20 protein-coding genes are annotated in these 16,769 nt (G+C 71.5%); 10 read left to right on the forward strand and 10 right to left on the reverse strand.

Going from position 1 to position 16,769, the window contains the following annotated elements; translation table 11 throughout:
* Positions 1-89 precede the first annotated feature (89 nt).
* Positions 90-1,247 (forward strand): hypothetical protein, encoded by a 1,158-nt coding sequence (locus RB614_RS25020; RefSeq protein ID WP_308715062.1) that lies wholly within the window; start codon positions 90-92, stop codon positions 1,245-1,247.
* Between the two features lie 32 nt (positions 1,248-1,279).
* Positions 1,280-1,951, forward strand: coding sequence for a hypothetical protein (locus RB614_RS25025; protein WP_308715063.1), 672 nt, complete (start codon positions 1,280-1,282; stop codon positions 1,949-1,951).
* Between the two features lies 1 nt (position 1,952).
* On the opposite strand, the gene RB614_RS25030 is transcribed toward RB614_RS25025, so the two are convergent.
* The 6 genes from RB614_RS25030 to RB614_RS25055 form a co-directional block, all read right to left on the reverse strand.
* Complete coding sequence (locus RB614_RS25030) at positions 1,953-2,459, reverse strand: hypothetical protein (RefSeq protein ID WP_308715064.1); 507 nt, start codon at positions 2,457-2,459, stop codon at positions 1,953-1,955.
* 64 nt (positions 2,460-2,523) lie between these two features.
* A complete protein-coding gene (locus RB614_RS25035; protein WP_308715065.1) occupies positions 2,524-4,056 on the reverse strand; it encodes a hypothetical protein in 1,533 nt (510 codons plus the stop codon).
* Complete coding sequence (locus tag RB614_RS25040; protein ID WP_308715066.1) at positions 4,047-5,174, reverse strand: SUKH-3 domain-containing protein; 1,128 nt, start codon at positions 5,172-5,174, stop codon at positions 4,047-4,049. The genes RB614_RS25035 and RB614_RS25040 overlap by 10 nt, the downstream gene beginning before the upstream one ends.
* On the reverse strand, positions 5,167-5,937 hold the full coding sequence (locus tag RB614_RS25045; RefSeq protein WP_308715067.1) for a YwqJ-related putative deaminase: 771 nt from the start codon (positions 5,935-5,937) through the stop codon (positions 5,167-5,169). The genes RB614_RS25040 and RB614_RS25045 overlap by 8 nt, the downstream gene beginning before the upstream one ends.
* Positions 5,938-6,040: 103 nt before the next feature.
* Positions 6,041-6,799 (reverse strand): SDR family oxidoreductase, encoded by a 759-nt coding sequence (locus tag RB614_RS25050; protein WP_308715068.1) that lies wholly within the window; start codon positions 6,797-6,799, stop codon positions 6,041-6,043.
* Between the two features lie 234 nt (positions 6,800-7,033).
* A complete protein-coding gene (locus RB614_RS25055) occupies positions 7,034-7,384 on the reverse strand; it encodes a winged helix-turn-helix transcriptional regulator (RefSeq protein WP_308715069.1) in 351 nt (116 codons plus the stop codon).
* A 74-nt stretch (positions 7,385-7,458) separates the two neighbouring features.
* Here RB614_RS25055 and RB614_RS25060 point away from each other — a divergent pair, with 74 nt between their 5' ends.
* Positions 7,459-8,016, forward strand: coding sequence for a carboxymuconolactone decarboxylase family protein (locus RB614_RS25060; protein WP_308715070.1), 558 nt, complete (start codon positions 7,459-7,461; stop codon positions 8,014-8,016).
* Between the two features lie 29 nt (positions 8,017-8,045).
* The gene (locus RB614_RS25065; RefSeq protein WP_308715071.1) at positions 8,046-8,387 is read left to right on the forward strand and encodes a hypothetical protein; all 342 of its coding nucleotides are present in this window, start codon (positions 8,046-8,048) and stop codon (positions 8,385-8,387) included.
* A gap of 11 nt (positions 8,388-8,398) precedes the next feature.
* Here RB614_RS25065 and RB614_RS25070 read toward each other — a convergent pair whose 3' ends face one another.
* Complete coding sequence (locus tag RB614_RS25070) at positions 8,399-8,620, reverse strand: hypothetical protein (protein WP_308715072.1); 222 nt, start codon at positions 8,618-8,620, stop codon at positions 8,399-8,401.
* Between the two features lie 218 nt (positions 8,621-8,838).
* Between RB614_RS25070 and RB614_RS25075 the strand changes: the two genes are divergently transcribed.
* Both RB614_RS25075 and RB614_RS25080 read left to right on the forward strand, forming a co-directional pair.
* Positions 8,839-9,042 (forward strand): cold-shock protein, encoded by a 204-nt coding sequence (locus tag RB614_RS25075; RefSeq protein WP_308715073.1) that lies wholly within the window; start codon positions 8,839-8,841, stop codon positions 9,040-9,042.
* Between the two features lie 84 nt (positions 9,043-9,126).
* Entirely contained in the window at positions 9,127-9,786 is a 660-nt protein-coding gene (locus tag RB614_RS25080; protein ID WP_428983111.1) for a class I SAM-dependent methyltransferase, read from the forward strand.
* 68 nt (positions 9,787-9,854) lie between these two features.
* Here the strand turns inward: RB614_RS25080 and RB614_RS25085 are convergent, their stop codons facing one another.
* Positions 9,855-10,091 carry a hypothetical protein gene (locus RB614_RS25085; RefSeq protein WP_308715075.1) on the reverse strand — a complete coding sequence of 79 codons (237 nt, stop codon included), beginning with the start codon at positions 10,089-10,091 and terminating at the stop codon, positions 9,855-9,857.
* On the reverse strand, positions 10,084-10,866 hold the full coding sequence (locus tag RB614_RS25090; protein ID WP_308715076.1) for an aminotransferase-like domain-containing protein: 783 nt from the start codon (positions 10,864-10,866) through the stop codon (positions 10,084-10,086). Before RB614_RS25090 ends, RB614_RS25085 begins: the two co-directional genes overlap by 8 nt.
* A 168-nt stretch (positions 10,867-11,034) precedes the next feature.
* Between RB614_RS25090 and RB614_RS25095 the strand changes: the two genes are divergently transcribed.
* The 4 genes from RB614_RS25095 (at position 11,035) to RB614_RS25110 (ending at position 15,230) form a co-directional block, all read left to right on the forward strand.
* A complete protein-coding gene (locus tag RB614_RS25095; RefSeq protein ID WP_308715077.1) occupies positions 11,035-12,348 on the forward strand; it encodes an ABC transporter substrate-binding protein in 1,314 nt (437 codons plus the stop codon).
* Between the two features lie 64 nt (positions 12,349-12,412).
* The gene (locus tag RB614_RS25100; protein WP_428983107.1) at positions 12,413-13,390 is read left to right on the forward strand and encodes a carbohydrate ABC transporter permease; all 978 of its coding nucleotides are present in this window, start codon (positions 12,413-12,415) and stop codon (positions 13,388-13,390) included.
* Positions 13,387-14,223 carry a carbohydrate ABC transporter permease gene (locus tag RB614_RS25105; protein ID WP_308715078.1) on the forward strand — a complete coding sequence of 279 codons (837 nt, stop codon included), beginning with the start codon at positions 13,387-13,389 and terminating at the stop codon, positions 14,221-14,223. The genes RB614_RS25100 and RB614_RS25105 overlap by 4 nt, the downstream gene beginning before the upstream one ends.
* Entirely contained in the window at positions 14,220-15,230 is a 1,011-nt protein-coding gene (locus tag RB614_RS25110; RefSeq protein ID WP_308715079.1) for a LacI family DNA-binding transcriptional regulator, read from the forward strand. The genes RB614_RS25105 and RB614_RS25110 overlap by 4 nt, the downstream gene beginning before the upstream one ends.
* Before the next feature lie 23 nt (positions 15,231-15,253).
* Here RB614_RS25110 and RB614_RS25115 read toward each other — a convergent pair whose 3' ends face one another.
* On the reverse strand, positions 15,254-16,669 hold the full coding sequence (locus RB614_RS25115; protein WP_308715080.1) for an ATP-binding protein: 1,416 nt from the start codon (positions 16,667-16,669) through the stop codon (positions 15,254-15,256).
* Positions 16,670-16,769 lie beyond the last annotated feature (100 nt).

Consider the following 16,769-nt stretch of genomic DNA (forward strand, 5'->3'; position numbering starts at 1 on the left):
TCGTACTGCCGATGTACTACGAGCACTACTCGTTTCCGGTCAAGATGGTGAGAACGCCGGACGGTGGCCTGATGACGTACGACTTCGACGTGGTCACCGGCGGCTGGAAGAAGGCCAACGACATCTTCGACGAGATCGTCTTCGCTCACGGTGGTGAGACGAACAAGATCACCCGTGACGAGTTCGTTCAACTGGTGGAGTCGGAGCGGGCCCACTGGCTGACCGGTGTCGGGCCGATCTTCGCGCTGTACGAGACGGTCCGAGCCATCAGGGAGGCAGCCCGCGCAGAGGATCGGCCGCTCACTCCTACTGAGAAGGCTCTGGTTGCCGGTACCCGCCGGCGTACCTACGCGATGTTCGAGGCCGAGTTGGCGGCGCAGGGTGACCCGGGTGCGGATCTCGACGCCGCACGGGAGGCTGGCTGGACGGAGGGGTCCGCCCCGGGGCTGCCCTCCACGCGGGTGGTGATCCTCCGCGAGGGTGAGCGGGTGCGGGCGGATATCGCCGCGGCGGATGCCGCGGCGGCCCGGGGTGAGGCGGTGGATGGCGCGGCGCTGGCGGCTGCTCGGGAACGGTGGCGTGCGCTGCGTGCGCATTACCGCGAGTGGTTGCCGCCGGTGCCGGTGTCGCGGTGCCCGGACACCGGTGAGGTCGTCGAGTGGCGGCTGGATGACGTCAACTTCGACGGTTGGTTCTGGGAGTACCACAATCCGCTTCGGGTGACGCCGAAGCTGCCGCCCACCTGGCGGGCGATGACCGGTGCGGTTCGCCTGGCCGAGGTCATCGGTGCGGCCCCGTTCATCGCCAAGCCCGGCCCCGAGGTGCCGTACGTGGTGCCCCGGATCCTCGACGAGCCGGATGTCCGGGCCGTGATCGCGCAGGTGCGGGTCAGTCCGCACACCGGCTGGGCGATCACGTACTACGCACCGCGGCGTCTCGGTGTCCCGCTGGCGAACCTGTGGGGCGCCGACAACTACCCCGTCTACGACGACGACGGTACGTGGCTGGGCTGGGACGAGGTGCCGGAGTGGCCGGCCGACAACGACTACGATCTGCGTCCGTGGGTGCTCAGCGGCAAGCTGTTGTGGATCGCCCCCGATGACGAGACGATGACCTTGCGCCAGGGCGTTGACGGATGCCCGTATCTGGATCTTCCCGGGCGGCGCGAGTACGGCATCGTCGAGCGTGGCGAAGTCCGCTACCCGCCGCTGCCGCCGAGCGCGTCGCCACCGCCGGGAAACAGCTGACCCACCCATGCCGTGAAAACGAGGATGACGACATGAGCCGCTTCCGGGTGACGCCGGTATTCGACGCGGTCGACGGCGACGAGCCGTACTTCTCCCCGGACCGGCGACGGGTGCTCGATGGTGCTGAGCGGGCCCGCCTGTTGACGTACCTGGCCGGGGCGCCCCTGGTGCTGCGCGCGCACGGGCTGGAGCCCGACCCGCTCGACCCGTCGGCCGGGCAGGCCGTCCCGGTCGGGTTCCAGACCGACGGCGTGTGGATCTGGCAGGAGGCCACCGTCTACTACCTGCGGCGCTACGGCATCGCTCCGGAAGACGACCTGGTCAGGCACATCGAGGCGGCCGGATACACGCTGCCCGCCCAGCTCGCCGACGAGGTCCTCGACGACGCGGCTGACGCCGCCCTCGCACCGGCGGCCTCGCCGGCGCCGGATGTCCGCCGCGACGTGCGGTACTTCGCCGACGTCCCGGCGGGCGGCTCGGCCGAGGACCCGGGTGGCCTGTCGAGGCAGTGGCACCAGACCTGGCGCGACGGCGAAGACGTACGCATCGACCAGGTCTGCGACCCCGCGCTGCGATGGCGCGACACGGGCGCTTTCGCGTCCAACGCGCGCGGCGGCGAGCACGACTTCGTGGAGATCCCACAACGGCTCGCCTCCCGCATCCTCGACCGCTGGTGGGCCGAGGAACACACGGACGCGAGTTAGCTCACTGGTGGACGCCCGACCGGAACTTCGGTCCGGCGTACTGGTTGACGAGAGCCGCCACCTCTTCCCGGCTCTCCCGGAGCTGGTCCATCTCGACCACCGCGTACCCCTTACGGGCGGCGCCGGGCGGGAAGGTGGGCTGCTCGCCGGTCCGCACGTCGTCGGAGAGCCACATGACGAGCATGTGTCGCTCGGTCGGAGTCGGCATGCGCTCGATGTTGATGGCCTCGACCTGCTCCCAGCCTGCCTCGAAGCGCAGCCCTTCACAGTGGACGGAGACGCCGCTCTCGCCGAACGAAATGCGGAACGGTCGCATGCTGAGGGCGAAGACGAGAAGGCCGACCAGGATCAGGAACACGCCACCGATGCCGGCGAAAACCACCAGGTAGCCGCCGAGAGGGCCACCGATGAGAAGGCCGAAAGCGGCGATCAGGAGCCCTACGGCACCGACGCCCATGCCCTTGAGTGCGAGCGACCGGTCAGTCCATCCCTTTCGATGCAGCTCCATCAGCCCTCCTCCATGGCTCACACCGACCAGACCCTAGCAGGGAAAACGCCGGTCGATGCCCATTTCAGCGGCGAAGAGCGTCGATCTCCTCCTGGCGGGCCCGTGGCACCACGCCGAACAACTCCGCCTCCACAGTGGAGCGGGCGCGGGCGTTCGCCAGGGCGAGAACGCGTACCGGCGGCGGGGCCTGCGCGATGCGGGCGGCCCGGCGTGCCACGCCCTCCCCGTCGGTCTCCTCCGGCTCGGGCCGGGCCAGCCGGGCCAGCTCGCCGGCCGGCGTGCGCCACAGCGGTGAGGCGTCGTCGACCAGCGTGTCGGCGCGGGCGCTGCCCCGGGCCGCCAGAAGCGCGGCGGTCACCGACTCCGGGTCGGTGACGTCGACGGTCGCCAGCTCCCGCACGGTCTGCACCGCCACGCGCCAGGCCACCAGGAAGTCGGGCCACGCCTCGGTGGCCAGCGCGGCGGCGTACCGGGTGGTGGCTTCGTGCAGGACCGGGGCGGCGGCCGAGTGCACGGCGGGCGGTGCGGTGGCGGCCAGCCCTTCCGGCAGCGGTGGCCGACCCTCCGGACGCCACCCCGGCGGCAGCGGGAAGGCGCGCCGCGGGTCGACGAACTCGCGGAGGGTAAGGCCGGCGAGGTCGACGGCGTCGACGTGGCGGGTGACCCGGTCGACGATCCAGGCCGGCTCGCGCGGCGGTGGTGTGGGCTGGTCACCCGGATTGGACACGACCGGACCGCCCGGCCTGATGGCCTCCGGCGGCGCGTCCCAGCGGACCTGGTAGACCAGCTCCTGGCCCTCGACCAGGTAGCCGGTGTCGAACCCGCCGTCGACCCACATCGTGTGCGCGCCGAACCGAGGCGGGCGGGCCCGCACCAGGGCGATCGCCTCCGCCGGGCCGCCGACCGGATCGGGCACCGGCTCCCGCGGCTGTGGGGGGTGGGCGCTGGACGGCAGCAGCGAGCGGGGGACGTCGGGGGCGAGAAAGGACAGCTCGGCGTCGTCCCACGGGCGCGGCAACGGCAGCGGCAGGCGGGGCGGGAAGGTACGCCGCTGCGCGGCGATGTCGCCGGCGAGCGAACGCTCCGTCAGCACCGCGCCGCGCAGCAGCGGTGGCAGGGCGGCAAGCTGGCGCAGGTGTGCGGGGGGTGGCACCGGGACCGCCGGCGGGGCGGGTGGGGGGTCGCCCGCGCGGCGCAGGGTGCGCGCCTCGACCGGGATCATCGCCAGCACCATCGCCGCGGCCCAGTCCAGCGGCCGCTCCCGCAGCAGCCACTGGCGTGCGCCGACGGCACCGTCGTACCACGGCAGGGCGACCACGGCGGCCAGCACCTCCGGGTCCGCGCACTCCCTGGCGAGCACGGCCGCGGTGGACACGCCCATCTCCAGCCGGGCACGCACGAGGTCTCGCTCCGCGCCGGGGTCAGGGGTGGCGAAGGCGGGCGCATACGCCAGCGGGCGCGGTCGCGCCGGGTGGAGCAGCCCGAGCACGAGCGCGTCGAACGCGTCCCGCTCCCGGCGCGGGAAGACCTTGCGCAGCTTCCGGCCCGCGTCCGCCCACGCCCCGGCCAGCTCGCCGTCCCCGCCGGTCACCCCCACCGCTGCTCCCCGCTGCCGTGGAGGTAGATGTTGCCGCCGAGGATCGGCAGCTCCTCGCGCGGCTCGCGGGCGAGCGCCGGGGCGATCGCGTAGTCGGTCTCACCGTTGAGATAGAGGGCCGCGAAGCCCGCGTCGAGCAGCGACTCACCGTCCATCGTCACCACGTGGTACTCGTGCTCGACGGCGGCCTCGAGCAGGTCGGGCGTCCGCCGGGAATGCAGGAACGCCACCTCGAGGTCGGGACTTAGCCCGGCGCACGCGGCGGAGAACGCCCGCGCGACCGGCGGGGCGGCGTCCGTGCCCGCACCGGACTGGCCGCGCGCGGCGTCGAGCTGGTCCTGGAAGGCGTAGAGCTCGAAGGCGAGCAACAACACGGTCAGGGACCCCAGGTCGAAGGCCCGCACCACGCAGCCCTGCCCGCCCCAGTCGGCGTAGAAGGAGCCCGGGCTGGCGGGATCCGCGGCGGGGGTGATGCCAATCCTGGTGAGCGTGTCCGGCAGCCACACATAGTGCAGGCTGGCGGGAGATCGGGGAAGGTAGAACGCCGCGCCGATCGGGCGCTTCAGCGGCCACGGCGGCGTGCCGGCGGACTCCGCCAGCTGCTCCGGCGCGGGTGGCTCCCAGTCCGGGCGGCGCTCGTGCACCGGCTTGGCCGGGCTGGGCTGCCCTCCGGTGACCAGCGTGTCGAGGGCCGCTTCGAGGGTGGCGCCCAGCGACCACTCGCCGACCGCGTCGATGGCGAGCACCTCGCCGTGGTCGGCGATGGCCAGTACCGCCTCGTCCATGCCCTCGACCCCGATCGGAAACAGGGACGCCCCGAGAGCGCGACCCGCGTCGATCAGCGTCTCCACGCTCGCGGCGGCCAGGGCCGGGTCCAGCGCGAACGGCCGCGGATTGAGATCCACCCCGGGCCGCCCCGCGTCGACCACGAGCCCGCCGAACTCCGCCAGCGCACGGTCCGCGTGGACGGACGGCCGCAGCCGCCCGCCGAAAACCCCGGTGCGCGCGAACACCGCCCGGCGCAGCCCGGCCAGCTCCTCGTCCGGGAGGCGACGGCCCGGGTACCAGCCGGCGGCCCGCAGCGCGTTTTCCACCGGGGGCGTGAAACGCTCAGCCATTGTCGGCCTCCGCCCCATCGCCGGCATCGTCTGGTGACTGGAGCGCGAAGCCGAAGTGCCGCAGCAGTGCCATGCAGGAGACGCAGGGCGGTGACGGCTGCCCGCCGGTCGGGTCGCCCGGCTCGCGTACCCGATAGGTCACGACCTCGGCGCCGCGCAACAGCTCGGCGCGGGCCTCGTCGATGCCGACCGGCGGCTGGCCGGCGGCGGCGCGGCGGGCGTCCTCGGCGTGCAGGGCGTCGGAGATCGCCGCCACCTCCGCGCACCGGTCGCCGCCACGCTCCCGGTACGCCGGGGACGCGCTGGTGAGGAACGCGGCGACCAGCGGGTGGAGGTTGGGCGAGCCCGCGCCCTTCATGGAGCGTCCGCGGCGCAGCCGACCGTCCGCCAACCGCAGGTGGGTGACGTTTTCCGGGAAGGTGGCCCGGAGCCGGTCATACTCGGCCCGCGCCACCGGATCCCACGTCAACGGCGCGGCCGGCGCCTCCCGCCGGTAGTCCTGGTACATCAGCGCGACGGTGTCGGGCGGCACCGAGGGCCAGTACGTCAGCTCGCCGGTCGCCTTGTCGACCACGATCTGACCGGCGCCGATGCCGGCGGCATCACCCTGCGGAAACTCGCGCCAGAACACGTAACCGAGGTCGAACTCCCGCATGCCGAGGGAACGCTCCGCGCCCACCGGCTTGTCCTGATAGGCCCAAGGCGCCGCAATCAGCTTGGCTTCCCACTCGCCGAGCACGCTCGCCTCCCCCGAATGCTCCATCCGGCGCCACTCTAACGTGTACGCCGCACCGCCGGCCGGTCGGTTTGACGCGGCCGAGGCCGGTCCGGGTGCCGAGCTCGCTGGGCCGCCAGGCGGCTACCGGTCAGGCGGTGAAGCCGCCGTCGGAGGCCACCACCGCGCCGTTGACGTTGACCGCCTCGTCGGAGCCGAGCCAGCACACCAGCGTGGCGATCTCGTCGGGCTGGGCGGTCCGGGTGGTCCGGGCGAACGCCTTCTCCAGCCGCTCGTAGGCCCACGCCACCTTCGGCACCGCGCTACGGCCGATGTTGGTCGCCACCCCGCCGGGGCAGACCGCGTTGGCCCGGATGCCGTCGGCGCCGTAGAGGGCCGCGATCGAACGGGTCATGCCGACCAGGGCGTGCTTCGACGTCACGTACGCGGTGCCGGCCACCGCGCCGGTCAGCCCGCCGATGGAGGAGACGTTGACGATCGCGCCGCCGCCGGCCGCCCGCATCAGGGGCAGCACCGCTCGGGACAGCCGCATCGGGCCGGTCACGTTGACCGCCATGACCCGCTCCCAGGTGGCGTCGTCGACCTCGGTCACCGGCAGGAAGAAGTCCATGATGCCGGCGACGTTCGCCAGCAGGTCGATCCGCCCGTCCGGGAGGAGACCCACGATCCGGTCGACGTCCGCCTGCGCGCTCACGTCGGCCACCGCCATCGTCGACTGCCCGCCGGCGTCCGCGATCAGCTTGCCGGTCTCGGCCAGCGCATCCGCGTCGACGTCGCAGCCGAGCACCCAGGCGCCCTCGGCCGCCAGCCGCAGCGCGACCGCCCGACCGATACCCGAGGCGGCACCGGTAACCAGCGCCACCCTTCCCTCGTACCGTCGCTCGACCATCACACACACCTCATCCGTCGCCACGCGGCCGACCTCGGCCCTACTGATCAAGCCTCGCGCTGTGGGCACGGCGCCGCGCAGGGCCACAGGTCCCCCAACCGGGCGACCGGCGTCCCTTTAGTCCCGGCGGCCGCGGCGGCGCCACCAGACCAGGGCCAGCGCGAGCGCGACCGCCGCGGTGGCCCAGAGACAGCACGAGCCGGCGACCAGCAGGGCGGTGAACTCCCACTCCACCTACGCCTCCGGTTCCGCGGCGGTGCCGAGCTCCTCGGCCCACCGCTGCGACCAGCGCCCCAGCGGCCGCAGGGCCTCGTACGCCTCGCGGCCCAGCCCGGTCAGCTCGTACGTGGTGTCCGGCAGCTGGGCCACGATCCGGCTCTCGACCAGCTCGCCCAGGCGCTGGCGGAGCACGCTCGACGACATGTTTCCGCAGCGCTGCTGGAGCGCCCGGAAGCCCAGCGGCCCCTCCCGCAGCTCCCACAGCACGCGCAGGCTCCACCGGCGGCCGAAGAGGTCGAGCGCGGCCATCAGGGGACGCCCCGTGGTCGACCCCCGGACCGGGCCGCCGGGCTTCGGAGCGGTCACCGCACACCCCCTGGCGCTTCGGATACAGAAACGCTATCGTGCTTCTGAAATAGAAGCGCGAGGAGGGAACGGTCATGGCCCGCATCGCCCCACTCGACCCGCCGTACGCGCCGGACGTCGCCGCCGCGCTCGCCAAGTGGATGCCGCCGGGCTCCGCGCGCGAGCCGCTCGTGCTCTTCCGCGTCCTGCAGCGCCACCCCGAGCTGGCCTCGCGGATGCGGGTGCTCGGCGCCGGGCTGCTCGGCCACGGGGCGCTGCCGCCCGCCGACCGCGAGCTGGTCATCCTGCGCACCTGTGCCCGCGCCGCCTGCTGGTACGAGTGGGGCGTCCACGCCGAGGCCTTCGCCGGCCCGGTCGGCCTCACCCCGGACCAGGTGGCGGCGACCGCCTCCGGCACCGGCGGCGACCTGCTGATCCGGGCGGCCGACGAGCTGCACGACAGCGCCCGCTGGTCCGCGCGGACCTGGGAGGCGCTGCGCGGGCGCTACACCGACGAGCAGCTCGTCGAGCTGCTGGCCCTGGCCGGCTGGTACCGCACGATCAGCTACGTGGCCAACAACCTGCTGGACGCCGGAGACGCCCGCCAGGATGACGTCCTTGACAGGACGTACCCGTACGCCGACCCTTTGTGATGACAGTCCTCTATCTAGGAGGTCGCGGGGTGGCCAAGGAGAAGTTCGAGCTCGTGTTCCTCGCCGGCGGCTTGCTGCTGGATGTGCTGGCAAACCGCCTGCGCCGCGACCCGGCGACACCACGCGAGGTGGTGGGCGCCGCGATGTTCGCGCTCGACCAGGCCTTCGAGGAGCGGCGGGGTCACCTCGCCGACCCGCGGGGCGTGGCCGACCAGATCGACGTGATCAAGGCCGAGCTCTGCTCCGACGCGCCGCACAAGCTCGTGCTGGAGGCATACCTCGACGAGTTGGCCAGCCGCGCCGCGTCCGACGTCGAGCTCAGCGAGGCGGTGGCTCGCCTGCGGGAGGCCGTTCGCGGCTGGCAGGGCTGAGCCGGGGGCCGTCAGGCCCGAGCCGGCCCGTGGTAGTCCGCGGCGACGTAGACGGGCCGGCGCTCCCCGCCACCCAGCGCAAACCGGCGCAGGTAGGTCACCCGGCCGCCGGTCTCGGCCGGAGACGGCACGTTGAAGTGCGTCGGTAGCGACTCGTGCCCCCGCGCGACACGTGCCGGCGCCACCTCGTGCCGCTCACCGTGCCACGGACCGCCCAGGAAAAGTACTCGCATTCGCTGATCCTGCACTATTCGCGTCCGCACCGACAGTACGCGGTCGCGTGGTAAGGTCGACCGGTTGCAGTTTGGTTTCCGTGTGCCCAGTTGGCGCTTGGTGGGACAGATGGCCACCAGGCGCTTTTTGTGTAGCCGGATTTCCGAACGAGGCTGGTCAATGCCGGCGACGCAGGACCCGCAAGGTGCGGGCCCATCAGCCTTGTGAAGGAGTAGACATGGCTTTCGGCACCGTAAAGTGGTTCAACGCGGACAAGGGCTTCGGGTTCATCGCCCAGGACGGCGGCGGCCCGGACGTGTTCGCGCACTACTCGAAGATCGCGTCCTCGGGCTTCCGCAGCCTGGACGAAAACCAGCGCGTCGAGTTCGACGTCGAGCAGGGCCAGAAGGGCCCGCAGGCAGCCAACATCCGCCCGATCTGAGGGATCGCACACCTGCCGTGCCGACGGCGGGTGTGCGGCTCCAGGGCGCGTGCTAGCGCCACCCACACCGCGGCTCGCAGAAGGATCACTCTGAACGCCCTACGTTCCCGCGGTATCGACGACCTCAGCCTGATCCCGGTGCCGCTGGCGCCGGAGATACGGCTCTTCCTGGCCGAGGACGCGATACTGTTCTGGGCCCGCTTGGAGGCCGAGGCCGGCCGGCGGCTGCCACCCCCGTTCTGGGCGTCCGCCTGGATCGGCGGTCAGGCGCTGGCCCGGTACGTCCTGGACAATCCGGCCGTGTTCGCCGGCCGCCGCGTGCTCGACCTCGCGAGCGGCTCGGGCCTGGTCGCGATCGCCGCGGCCATCGCCGGCGCCCGCGAGGTGACCGCGAACGACATCGATCCGTACGCGATCGCCGCCATCGAGATGAACGCCCGGGTCAACCACGTGGCCGTACGGACGCGGTGGGGCGACCTGCTCGACGGCGAGAGCGACGGCGCCGACGTGGTGCTCGCCGGTGACATCCTCTACAGCCCGGCGCTCGCCGAGCGGGCGCTGCCGTTCCTCAGCCGCGCCAGCGAGCGGGGCGCCCTGGTGTTCGTCGGCGATCCGGACCGGGGTCACCTGCCGCACGACTGGCTGGAGGCCGTCGCCAGCTACCAGGTCCCGATGGCCGGAGCGCCGGAGGACGCGCAGATCGAGCGGACCGCGGTGCTCACCCCTCGCGGATCGCCCAGCTAGAGCGCCTCCCCCACGTCTGTGATCGAAGCTCCCGTCAAGTCGTTAGAACGACTTGACGGGAGCTTCGATCACAGAGCCGGCGCGAAGGCCGCCGCCAGGCGGCGCAGCCCTTCGCCGATCCGCTCGGTCGGGATCGCGCCGTACCCGATGACCAGCCCCTCGCGCACCGGCTCGCCGAAGTGGTAGTCGCGCAGCGCCTGCACCCGTACGCCGGCGGAGCGGGGGCGGCCACCACCGGCTCGACGTCCACTGTGGAGAGGGCGCAGAGGTGCAGGCCGGCCGCGGAGGGCACCACGCTCAGCCACGGCGCGAAGTCCCGTTCCAGCGCGGCGACGATCCGGGCGTGCCGCTCGGCGTACTGGCGGCTGGCCTTGCGCACGTGCCGGGCCAGCAGCCCCTCGTCGACGAACCGGGCCAGCGACTGGAAGAGCAGCCGCGCCGGCCAGTACCCGGGCCCTCCGCCGCGACCGTGCTCCCCGGCTCGACCAGCACCCGGCCGATCAGGTCGAGGGCCTGCTGGGCGCCGTGCGTGACCAGCACGTCGTCGGCGCCGGCCCGGACCGAGCGGGCCACCCCGATGTGGCGGGCGATCGCGGCGCGCAGCCCGGCGTGGCCGCGCGGGTCGCCGTACGTGGCCGAGCGGACCGCGGAGGCGCGCAACTCGCGGGCGACCAGCCGGCGCCAGGTCTCGATCGGGAAGAAGCGGCCGTCCGGCACCCCGACCGCGAAGTCGTACTCCACAGTGGACCGGTCGGGTGCCGGGACGGGCGGGGTGCGCCACACCGGCCGGGGCAGCACGTTCGACCCGGCCGGCGCGGACCGGGCGCGGAGCCGGCCGAGCGGTTCGGCCGACACGAAGGTGCCGGCGCCCACCCGGCCGACCAGGAAGCCCTCGGCGGTCAGCCGCTCGTACGCGACCGCGACCGTGTTGCGCGAGACCTCCAGCCGCTGCGCCAGGTCGCGGCTGGGCGGCAACCGCTCGCCCGCGCGCAGCCGCCCGTCCAGGATCGCGTCGAGCAGCTGGCGGTAGATGCCGGTGGCCAGGTCGCGCCGCCCGGCGAGGCTGACGTGGATGTCCATCGCCCGCAGCCTAGCCCGCAATGGAGCCGACCGATGGAAGCGCTCTCACAAACGCGCGGGGCGCCGTTACGTAACATCTTGAGAGCGCTCTCTTGACAAGTCGGATACTAAGCACGACCCTCCTCCTGTGAGAGCGCTCTCACTGAGCGCGGCGCGAGAGGGGCACCCATGCATGTCAACTCCCGCGGTCGCCGGTTTGCGGCCGTGGCCGTCGCCGTCACGACGGCGACCCTGCTGGCCGCCTGCGGCGGCGACGATGGAGACAGCGGTAGCGGAGACGGGCCGATCACGTTGACGGTCGACGTCTTCGGTCAGTTCGGATACGAAGAGCTCTACAAGCAGTACGAGGCGAGCCACCCCAACGTGAAGATCGTCGAGCGGGGCACCGGCAGCAACCTCGACGAGTACTCGCCGAAGCTCACCCAGTGGCTCGCCGCCGGCAAGGGCGCCGGCGACATCGTGGCGATCGAGGAGGGCCTGCTCGTCGAGTACAAGGCCAACCCCGGCAACTTCGTCAACCTGCTCGACCACGGCGCGGCCGAGCTCAAGGGCAACTTCATGGAGTGGAAGTGGAGCCAGGGGCTCACCGCTGACGGCAAGCAGCTGATCGGCCTCGGCACCGACGTCGGCGGCATGGCCATGTGCTACCGCAAGGACCTCTTCGAGAAGGCCGGCCTGCCCACCGAGCGGGAGGCGGTCTCCAAGCTCTGGCCCACCTGGCAGGACTACGTCAAGGTCGGCGAGCAGTTCAAGGCGAAGAACACCGGCGCGGCCTTCCTCGACGCCGCCACCAACACGTTCAACACGATCGTGCTCCAGTACGGCGGCGCCGCCGGCGGCTACCACTACTACGACACCAGCGACAACCTGGTGGTGGAGAGCAACCCGGCGGTCAAGCAGGCCTGGGACACCACGATGGACATCATCGACTCGGGCCTGTCCGGCAAGTACCAGGCCTGGTCGGACGACTGGGTGGCCGCCTTCAAGCAGGCCAAGTTCGCGACCATCGCCTGCCCCGCCTGGATGACCGGCGTCATCGAGGGGAACGCGGGCGCGGACGCCGCCGGTAAGTGGGACATCGCCAGCGTGCCCGGCGACGGCGGCAACTGGGGCGGCTCCTTCCTCGCCGTTCCGAAGCAGAGCAAGCACCAGGCCGAGGCGATCGAGCTGGCCAAGTTCCTGACCAGCCCGCAGGGGCAGATCGGCGCGTTCAAGGCGAAGGGCCCGCTCCCCTCCTCCCCGCAGGCGCTGGACGACCCGGCGATCACCGGCGCGACGAGCGCGTACTTCAGCGGCGCGCCCACCGGCCAGATCTTCGGGGCCGGCGCGAAGAGCCTCAAGCCGGTCTACATGGGACCGAAGAACCAGGCGGTACGGACGGAGGTGGAGAACGCGGTGCGCACGGTCGAGCTCGGCCAACGCAGTCCCGCGGACGGCTGGACCGACGCCGTGAACAACGCCAAGAAGGCCGCTGACAAATGAGCGCGAGGAGTGCGGGAGCGCCAGCGATCGAGCCCCGCGGTCGCGCATCTCAAGAGGACGAGTAGTGGCCACCAGCCTCGACATCCGTACCGAGCCCGGGACGCCGGTCACCCACCGGCGTCCCGGGTCACCCCGCCGGCACCGGCTCAGCCGCCTCGACACGAAGTTCTCGCCATACCTGTACGTGGCGCCGTTCTTCCTGCTCTTCGCGGTCTTCGGGGCGTACCCGCTGGTGTACACGCTCTGGGTCTCGCTGCACGAGTGGGACCTGCTGGCGCAGGAGCACCCCTTCGTGGGGCTGGCGAACTACAGCGCGCTGATGAGCGACGGCGACTTCTGGAACTCGGTGTACAACACGCTCGGCATCTTCGTCCTCTCGACGGTGCCGCAGCTGCTGCTCGCGCTCTGGCTGGCCAACCTGCTCAACCGGCAGCTGCGCGCCCGCACGTTCTTCCGGATGGGTGTGCTCATCCCCAACATCACCTCGACGGCGGCGGTGGCGATCGTCTTCGGGCAGCTCTTCAGCCGCGACTTCGGCCTCGTCAACTGGGCGCTCGGCCTGGTCGGCGCCGGCCCGATCGACTGGAACACGAGCAAGCTCGGCTCCTGGGTCGCCATCTCCACGATGGTCGACTGGCGGTGGACCGGGTACAACGCGCTCATCTTCCTGGCCGCGATGCAGGCGATCCCGCGCGACCTGTACGAGTCGGCGGCGATCGACGGCGCCCGCCCGTCCCGGCAGTTCTGGTCGATCACCGTTCCGCTGCTCCGGCCGACGATCGTCTTCTGCGTCATCATCTCCACCATCGGCGGCCTCCAGCTCTTCACCGAGCCGCTGCTGTTCAACTCCGGCACCAACGCGATCCGCGGCGGGACGCTGCGCGAGTCGCAGACCATGACGATGTACATGTTCGAGAACGCGTTCGCCCCCAACTACAACTTCGGGTACGGCGCCGCGATCGCCTGGATGCTGTTCGCCCTCATCGTCGTCGTGGCCATCGTCAACGTACTGATCATCCGAAGGGCGGCGCGGTCGGCATGAACGGCGGTCTGTGGAAGGGCACGAGGCTCACCTACGTCGCCCTCTTGCTCGCCGGCGTGATGTCGGTGTTCCCGATCTACTGGATGTTCGTCGTGGCCACGCGGTCCAGCGACGCGATGGGCGAGGTGCCGCCGCCGGTCACGCCCGGCGGCAACCTGCCCGGCAACCTCGACCGCCTCTTCGCCAACGCCGACGCCCACTTCCTCACCGGCATGCTCAACTCGGCGATCGTCGCCGCCTCGGTGACCATCTCCGTGGTCTTCTTCTCCTCGCTGGCCGGGTTCGCCTTCGCCAAGCTCCGCTTCCGCGGCTCCAACGCGCTGCTGCTCGTCATCATCGCGACGATGATGGTGCCCACCCAGCTCGGCGTGATCCCGCTGTACATGCTGATGACCGACCTCGGCTGGAACGACCGGCTGCAGGCGGTGATCGTGCCGGCGCTGGTCACCGGGTTCGGCGTCTTCATGATGCGGCAGTACGCCAGCCAGGCCGTATCGGACGAGCTGATCGAGGCGGCCCGCGTCGACGGCTGCGGCACCTTCCGCATCTTCCGCAGCGTGGTGGCGCCCGCGCTACGCCCGGCCGCCGCGGTGCTCGGCCTCCTCACGTTCATGACCACCTGGAACGACTTCCTCTGGCCCTACGCCGTGCTGAACGACCCCGAGAACCCCACCGTCCAGCTCTCCCTGCGCGCCCTCTCCAACGGCTACTACCAGGACATGTCGCAGGTCTTCACCGGCACCGCCATCGCCACGCTGCCACTGCTCGTCGTGTTCATCATCTTCGGACGCCAGATCATCGGGGGGATCATGGAAGGCGCGGTCAAGGCGTGACATCCGCACGGGAACGGCCGACGCTGGAGGAGGTGGCGCGCCGGGCGGGGGTTTCGCGCGCCACCGTGTCCCGGGTGGTCAACGGCTCCACCACGGTCGCCCCGCCCATCCAGGAGGCCGTCCGCCGGGCGGTGCGCGAGCTCGGGTACGTGCCCAACCTCGCCGCCCGTACGCTGGTGACGCAGCGGACCGACTCGATCGCGCTGGTACTCCCGGAGACCGCCACCCGCGTCTTCTCCGACGACCCGCTCTTTCCCGGCATCGTGCGCGGCGTCAGCCAGGAGCTGGAGGCCGCCGACCGGCAGCTCGTCCTGATGATGGCCGGCTCCACGGCGAGCCACGACCGCATCGAACGGTACGCGATCGGCCGCCACGTCGACGGCGTCATGTTCGCCTCGATGCACGGCATGGACCCGCTCCCCGGCGCCCTGGCGAGGATCGGCATGCCCGCCGTCTGCAGCGGCCGCCCACTGGGCCGCCCGGGAGTGCCCTATGTGGACATAGACCACGTGTCGGGCGTGGCCAGCGCCGTACGCCACCTGCTCGACGCCGGCCGCCAGCGCATCGCCACCATCGCCGGCCCCCAGGACATGGTCGCCGGCATCGAACGCCTGGCCGGCTACCGCGACGCCCTACGCGGTTCGGACCGCCGCTCGATAGTCGCGGTCGGCGACTTCACCAGGGAGTCCGGCGCGCTCGCGATGCGCCACCTGCTGCAGGACGACCCCAAGCTGGACGCGGTCTTCGTCGCCTCGGACCTGATGGCGGACGGCGCGCTGCGCACCCTGCGCGAGGCCGGGCGGCGGGTGCCGGACGACGTCGCGGTGATCGGTTTCGACGACGCCGAGTTCGCCCGCTACACCGACCCTCCACTAACGACGGTCCGCCAGCCGATAATCCAGATCGGCCGCGAAATGGTCCGGCTCCTGCTACGGCTCGCCGAAGGCGCCCCCGTCGAAGACTCCCTCATCCTCCCCACCCACCTGGTGGTCCGGGAAAGCGCCTAACCCGCGGCCCGAACCGGAGCGGACTATGGCGTCTCTTCGACCGGGAGCAGCACCGTAAACTCGGTCCTGCCGGGCTCGCTCTGCACGCGGATGTCGCCGTTGTGCTTGTTGACGACGATGCGGTACGAGATGTCGAGCCCCAGCCCCGTCCCTTCGCCCACCGGCTTCGTGGTGAAGAACGGCTCGAAGATGCGGGGCCTGATCTCCGGGTCGATGCCGGTGCCCGTGTCGCCGACCGTTACCGCTACCTGGTCGCCGTCGCGTTCGGTGCGGATGGTCAGGGTGCCGCGGTCGCCCATCGCGCCCAGGGCGTTGTCGATGAGGTTGGTCCAGACCTGGTTGAGCTCGGCCGGATAGCAGGGGATCTCGGGCAGCGTGTGGTCGTACTCCTTCACGACCGTCAGGTTGGGTGAGATCTTCGCCGTCATCATGACCAGCGTGGAGTCGAGCAGCTTGTGCAGGTCGACCACCTGGTGTGGCGCGCGGTCCAGCTGCGAGTACTGCTTGGCGGCGCCGACCAGCGCGGAGATCCGGCCGACCGACTCGTCGATCTCGCCCATGAGCAGTTCGGTCTCGATGGTGTACGTCAGCCAGCTCACCGCCGACTGCAGGTCGCTGGGGTCGACCACCTCGGCGACCAGGTCGAGCCAGGGCACGCTGGCGTCGCCGGCGACGAGGGTGGCGGCGTGGTCGTACTCGAAGCCGGCGGAGAGGCCGCGCTCCTGCAGCCAGTCGACCACCGCGTCCTCGGCGTCACCGGTCTCCAGGGCGGAGAGCTTGGGCGCGTTCGCCGCGCGCTTGACCGCGGCCTCCTGCAGCTCGACCAGGCGGTGCAGCTGCTTGACGTTGATTTTGCCCTCGGCGATCATCGCGAGCTTGTGGCGCATGCCGGCGACCTTGTCGCGCAGGGTAGCGGTGGCCCGTACGGCCGCGGAGGCCGGGTTGTTGAGCTCGTGGGTGAGGCCGGCCGAGAGCGAGCCGAGCGCGATGAGCCGCTCCCGCTCGCTGACCGCCGACTGGGTCCGCTTCTGGCCCCAGAAGAGCCCCTCCATGAGATGCATGGCCATCGGGAACCAGCGGCGCAGGATCGGGCCGAACTGGTCGGCGGGCAGCTCCAGCGCCTTCACCGGCGTGATGGCCACCATCGAGTTGGGGTACTTCTGGTCGACCTGGTCGCCCAGGTAGGCCTGGATCGCGCCGCCGTACACGCCGAGCTGGTCGGTCCGGGAGACCTCGATCTCCTGGCCGTGCACGTTGCGGGTCAGCGTGACCGCGCCCTCCAGCAGTACGACGAAGCAGGTGGCCGGCTCGCCCTCGGAGTAGACCCGCGTGGTCGCCTCGTACTCGACCACGGTGCTGTGCTCCTGCACCCACGCCAGCTTCTCGTCGTCGAGCGACTCGAAGAGGAAAAGCTTGCGGAGATCGTCCTTCGAGATCACTGTGTCTCCTGATTCGCTCGCTCGTGCGGCGCCAAAGGCGACGTCTTCCTCCGCCAGCCCGAAACCCCGACTCCGTCGGCGGGCCGGCTCCGTCCAGACG

This window comes from Phytohabitans maris (assembly GCF_031085175.1).
Taxonomy (GTDB): Bacteria; Actinomycetota; Actinomycetes; order Mycobacteriales; family Micromonosporaceae; genus Phytohabitans; species Phytohabitans maris.

Coding starts and splice junctions, on each gene's coding strand:
- RB614_RS25090 (WP_308715076.1), bottom strand. CDS start 10,866: ATGGACATCCACGTCAGCCTCGCCGGGCGGCGCGACCTGGCCACCGGC.
- RB614_RS25095 (WP_308715077.1), top strand. CDS start 11,035: ATGCATGTCAACTCCCGCGGTCGCCGGTTTGCGGCCGTGGCCGTCGCC.
- RB614_RS25040 (WP_308715066.1), bottom strand. CDS start 5,174: ATGGCTGAGCGTTTCACGCCCCCGGTGGAAAACGCGCTGCGGGCCGCC.
- RB614_RS25070 (WP_308715072.1), bottom strand. CDS start 8,620: ATGCGAGTACTTTTCCTGGGCGGTCCGTGGCACGGTGAGCGGCACGAG.
- RB614_RS25105 (WP_308715078.1), top strand. CDS start 13,387: ATGAACGGCGGTCTGTGGAAGGGCACGAGGCTCACCTACGTCGCCCTC.
- RB614_RS25060 (WP_308715070.1), top strand. CDS start 7,459: ATGGCCCGCATCGCCCCACTCGACCCGCCGTACGCGCCGGACGTCGCC.
- RB614_RS25075 (WP_308715073.1), top strand. CDS start 8,839: ATGGCTTTCGGCACCGTAAAGTGGTTCAACGCGGACAAGGGCTTCGGG.
- RB614_RS25030 (WP_308715064.1), bottom strand. CDS start 2,459: ATGGAGCTGCATCGAAAGGGATGGACTGACCGGTCGCTCGCACTCAAG.
- RB614_RS25045 (WP_308715067.1), bottom strand. CDS start 5,937: ATGGAGCATTCGGGGGAGGCGAGCGTGCTCGGCGAGTGGGAAGCCAAG.
- RB614_RS25025 (WP_308715063.1), top strand. CDS start 1,280: ATGAGCCGCTTCCGGGTGACGCCGGTATTCGACGCGGTCGACGGCGAC.
- RB614_RS25050 (WP_308715068.1), bottom strand. CDS start 6,799: ATGGTCGAGCGACGGTACGAGGGAAGGGTGGCGCTGGTTACCGGTGCC.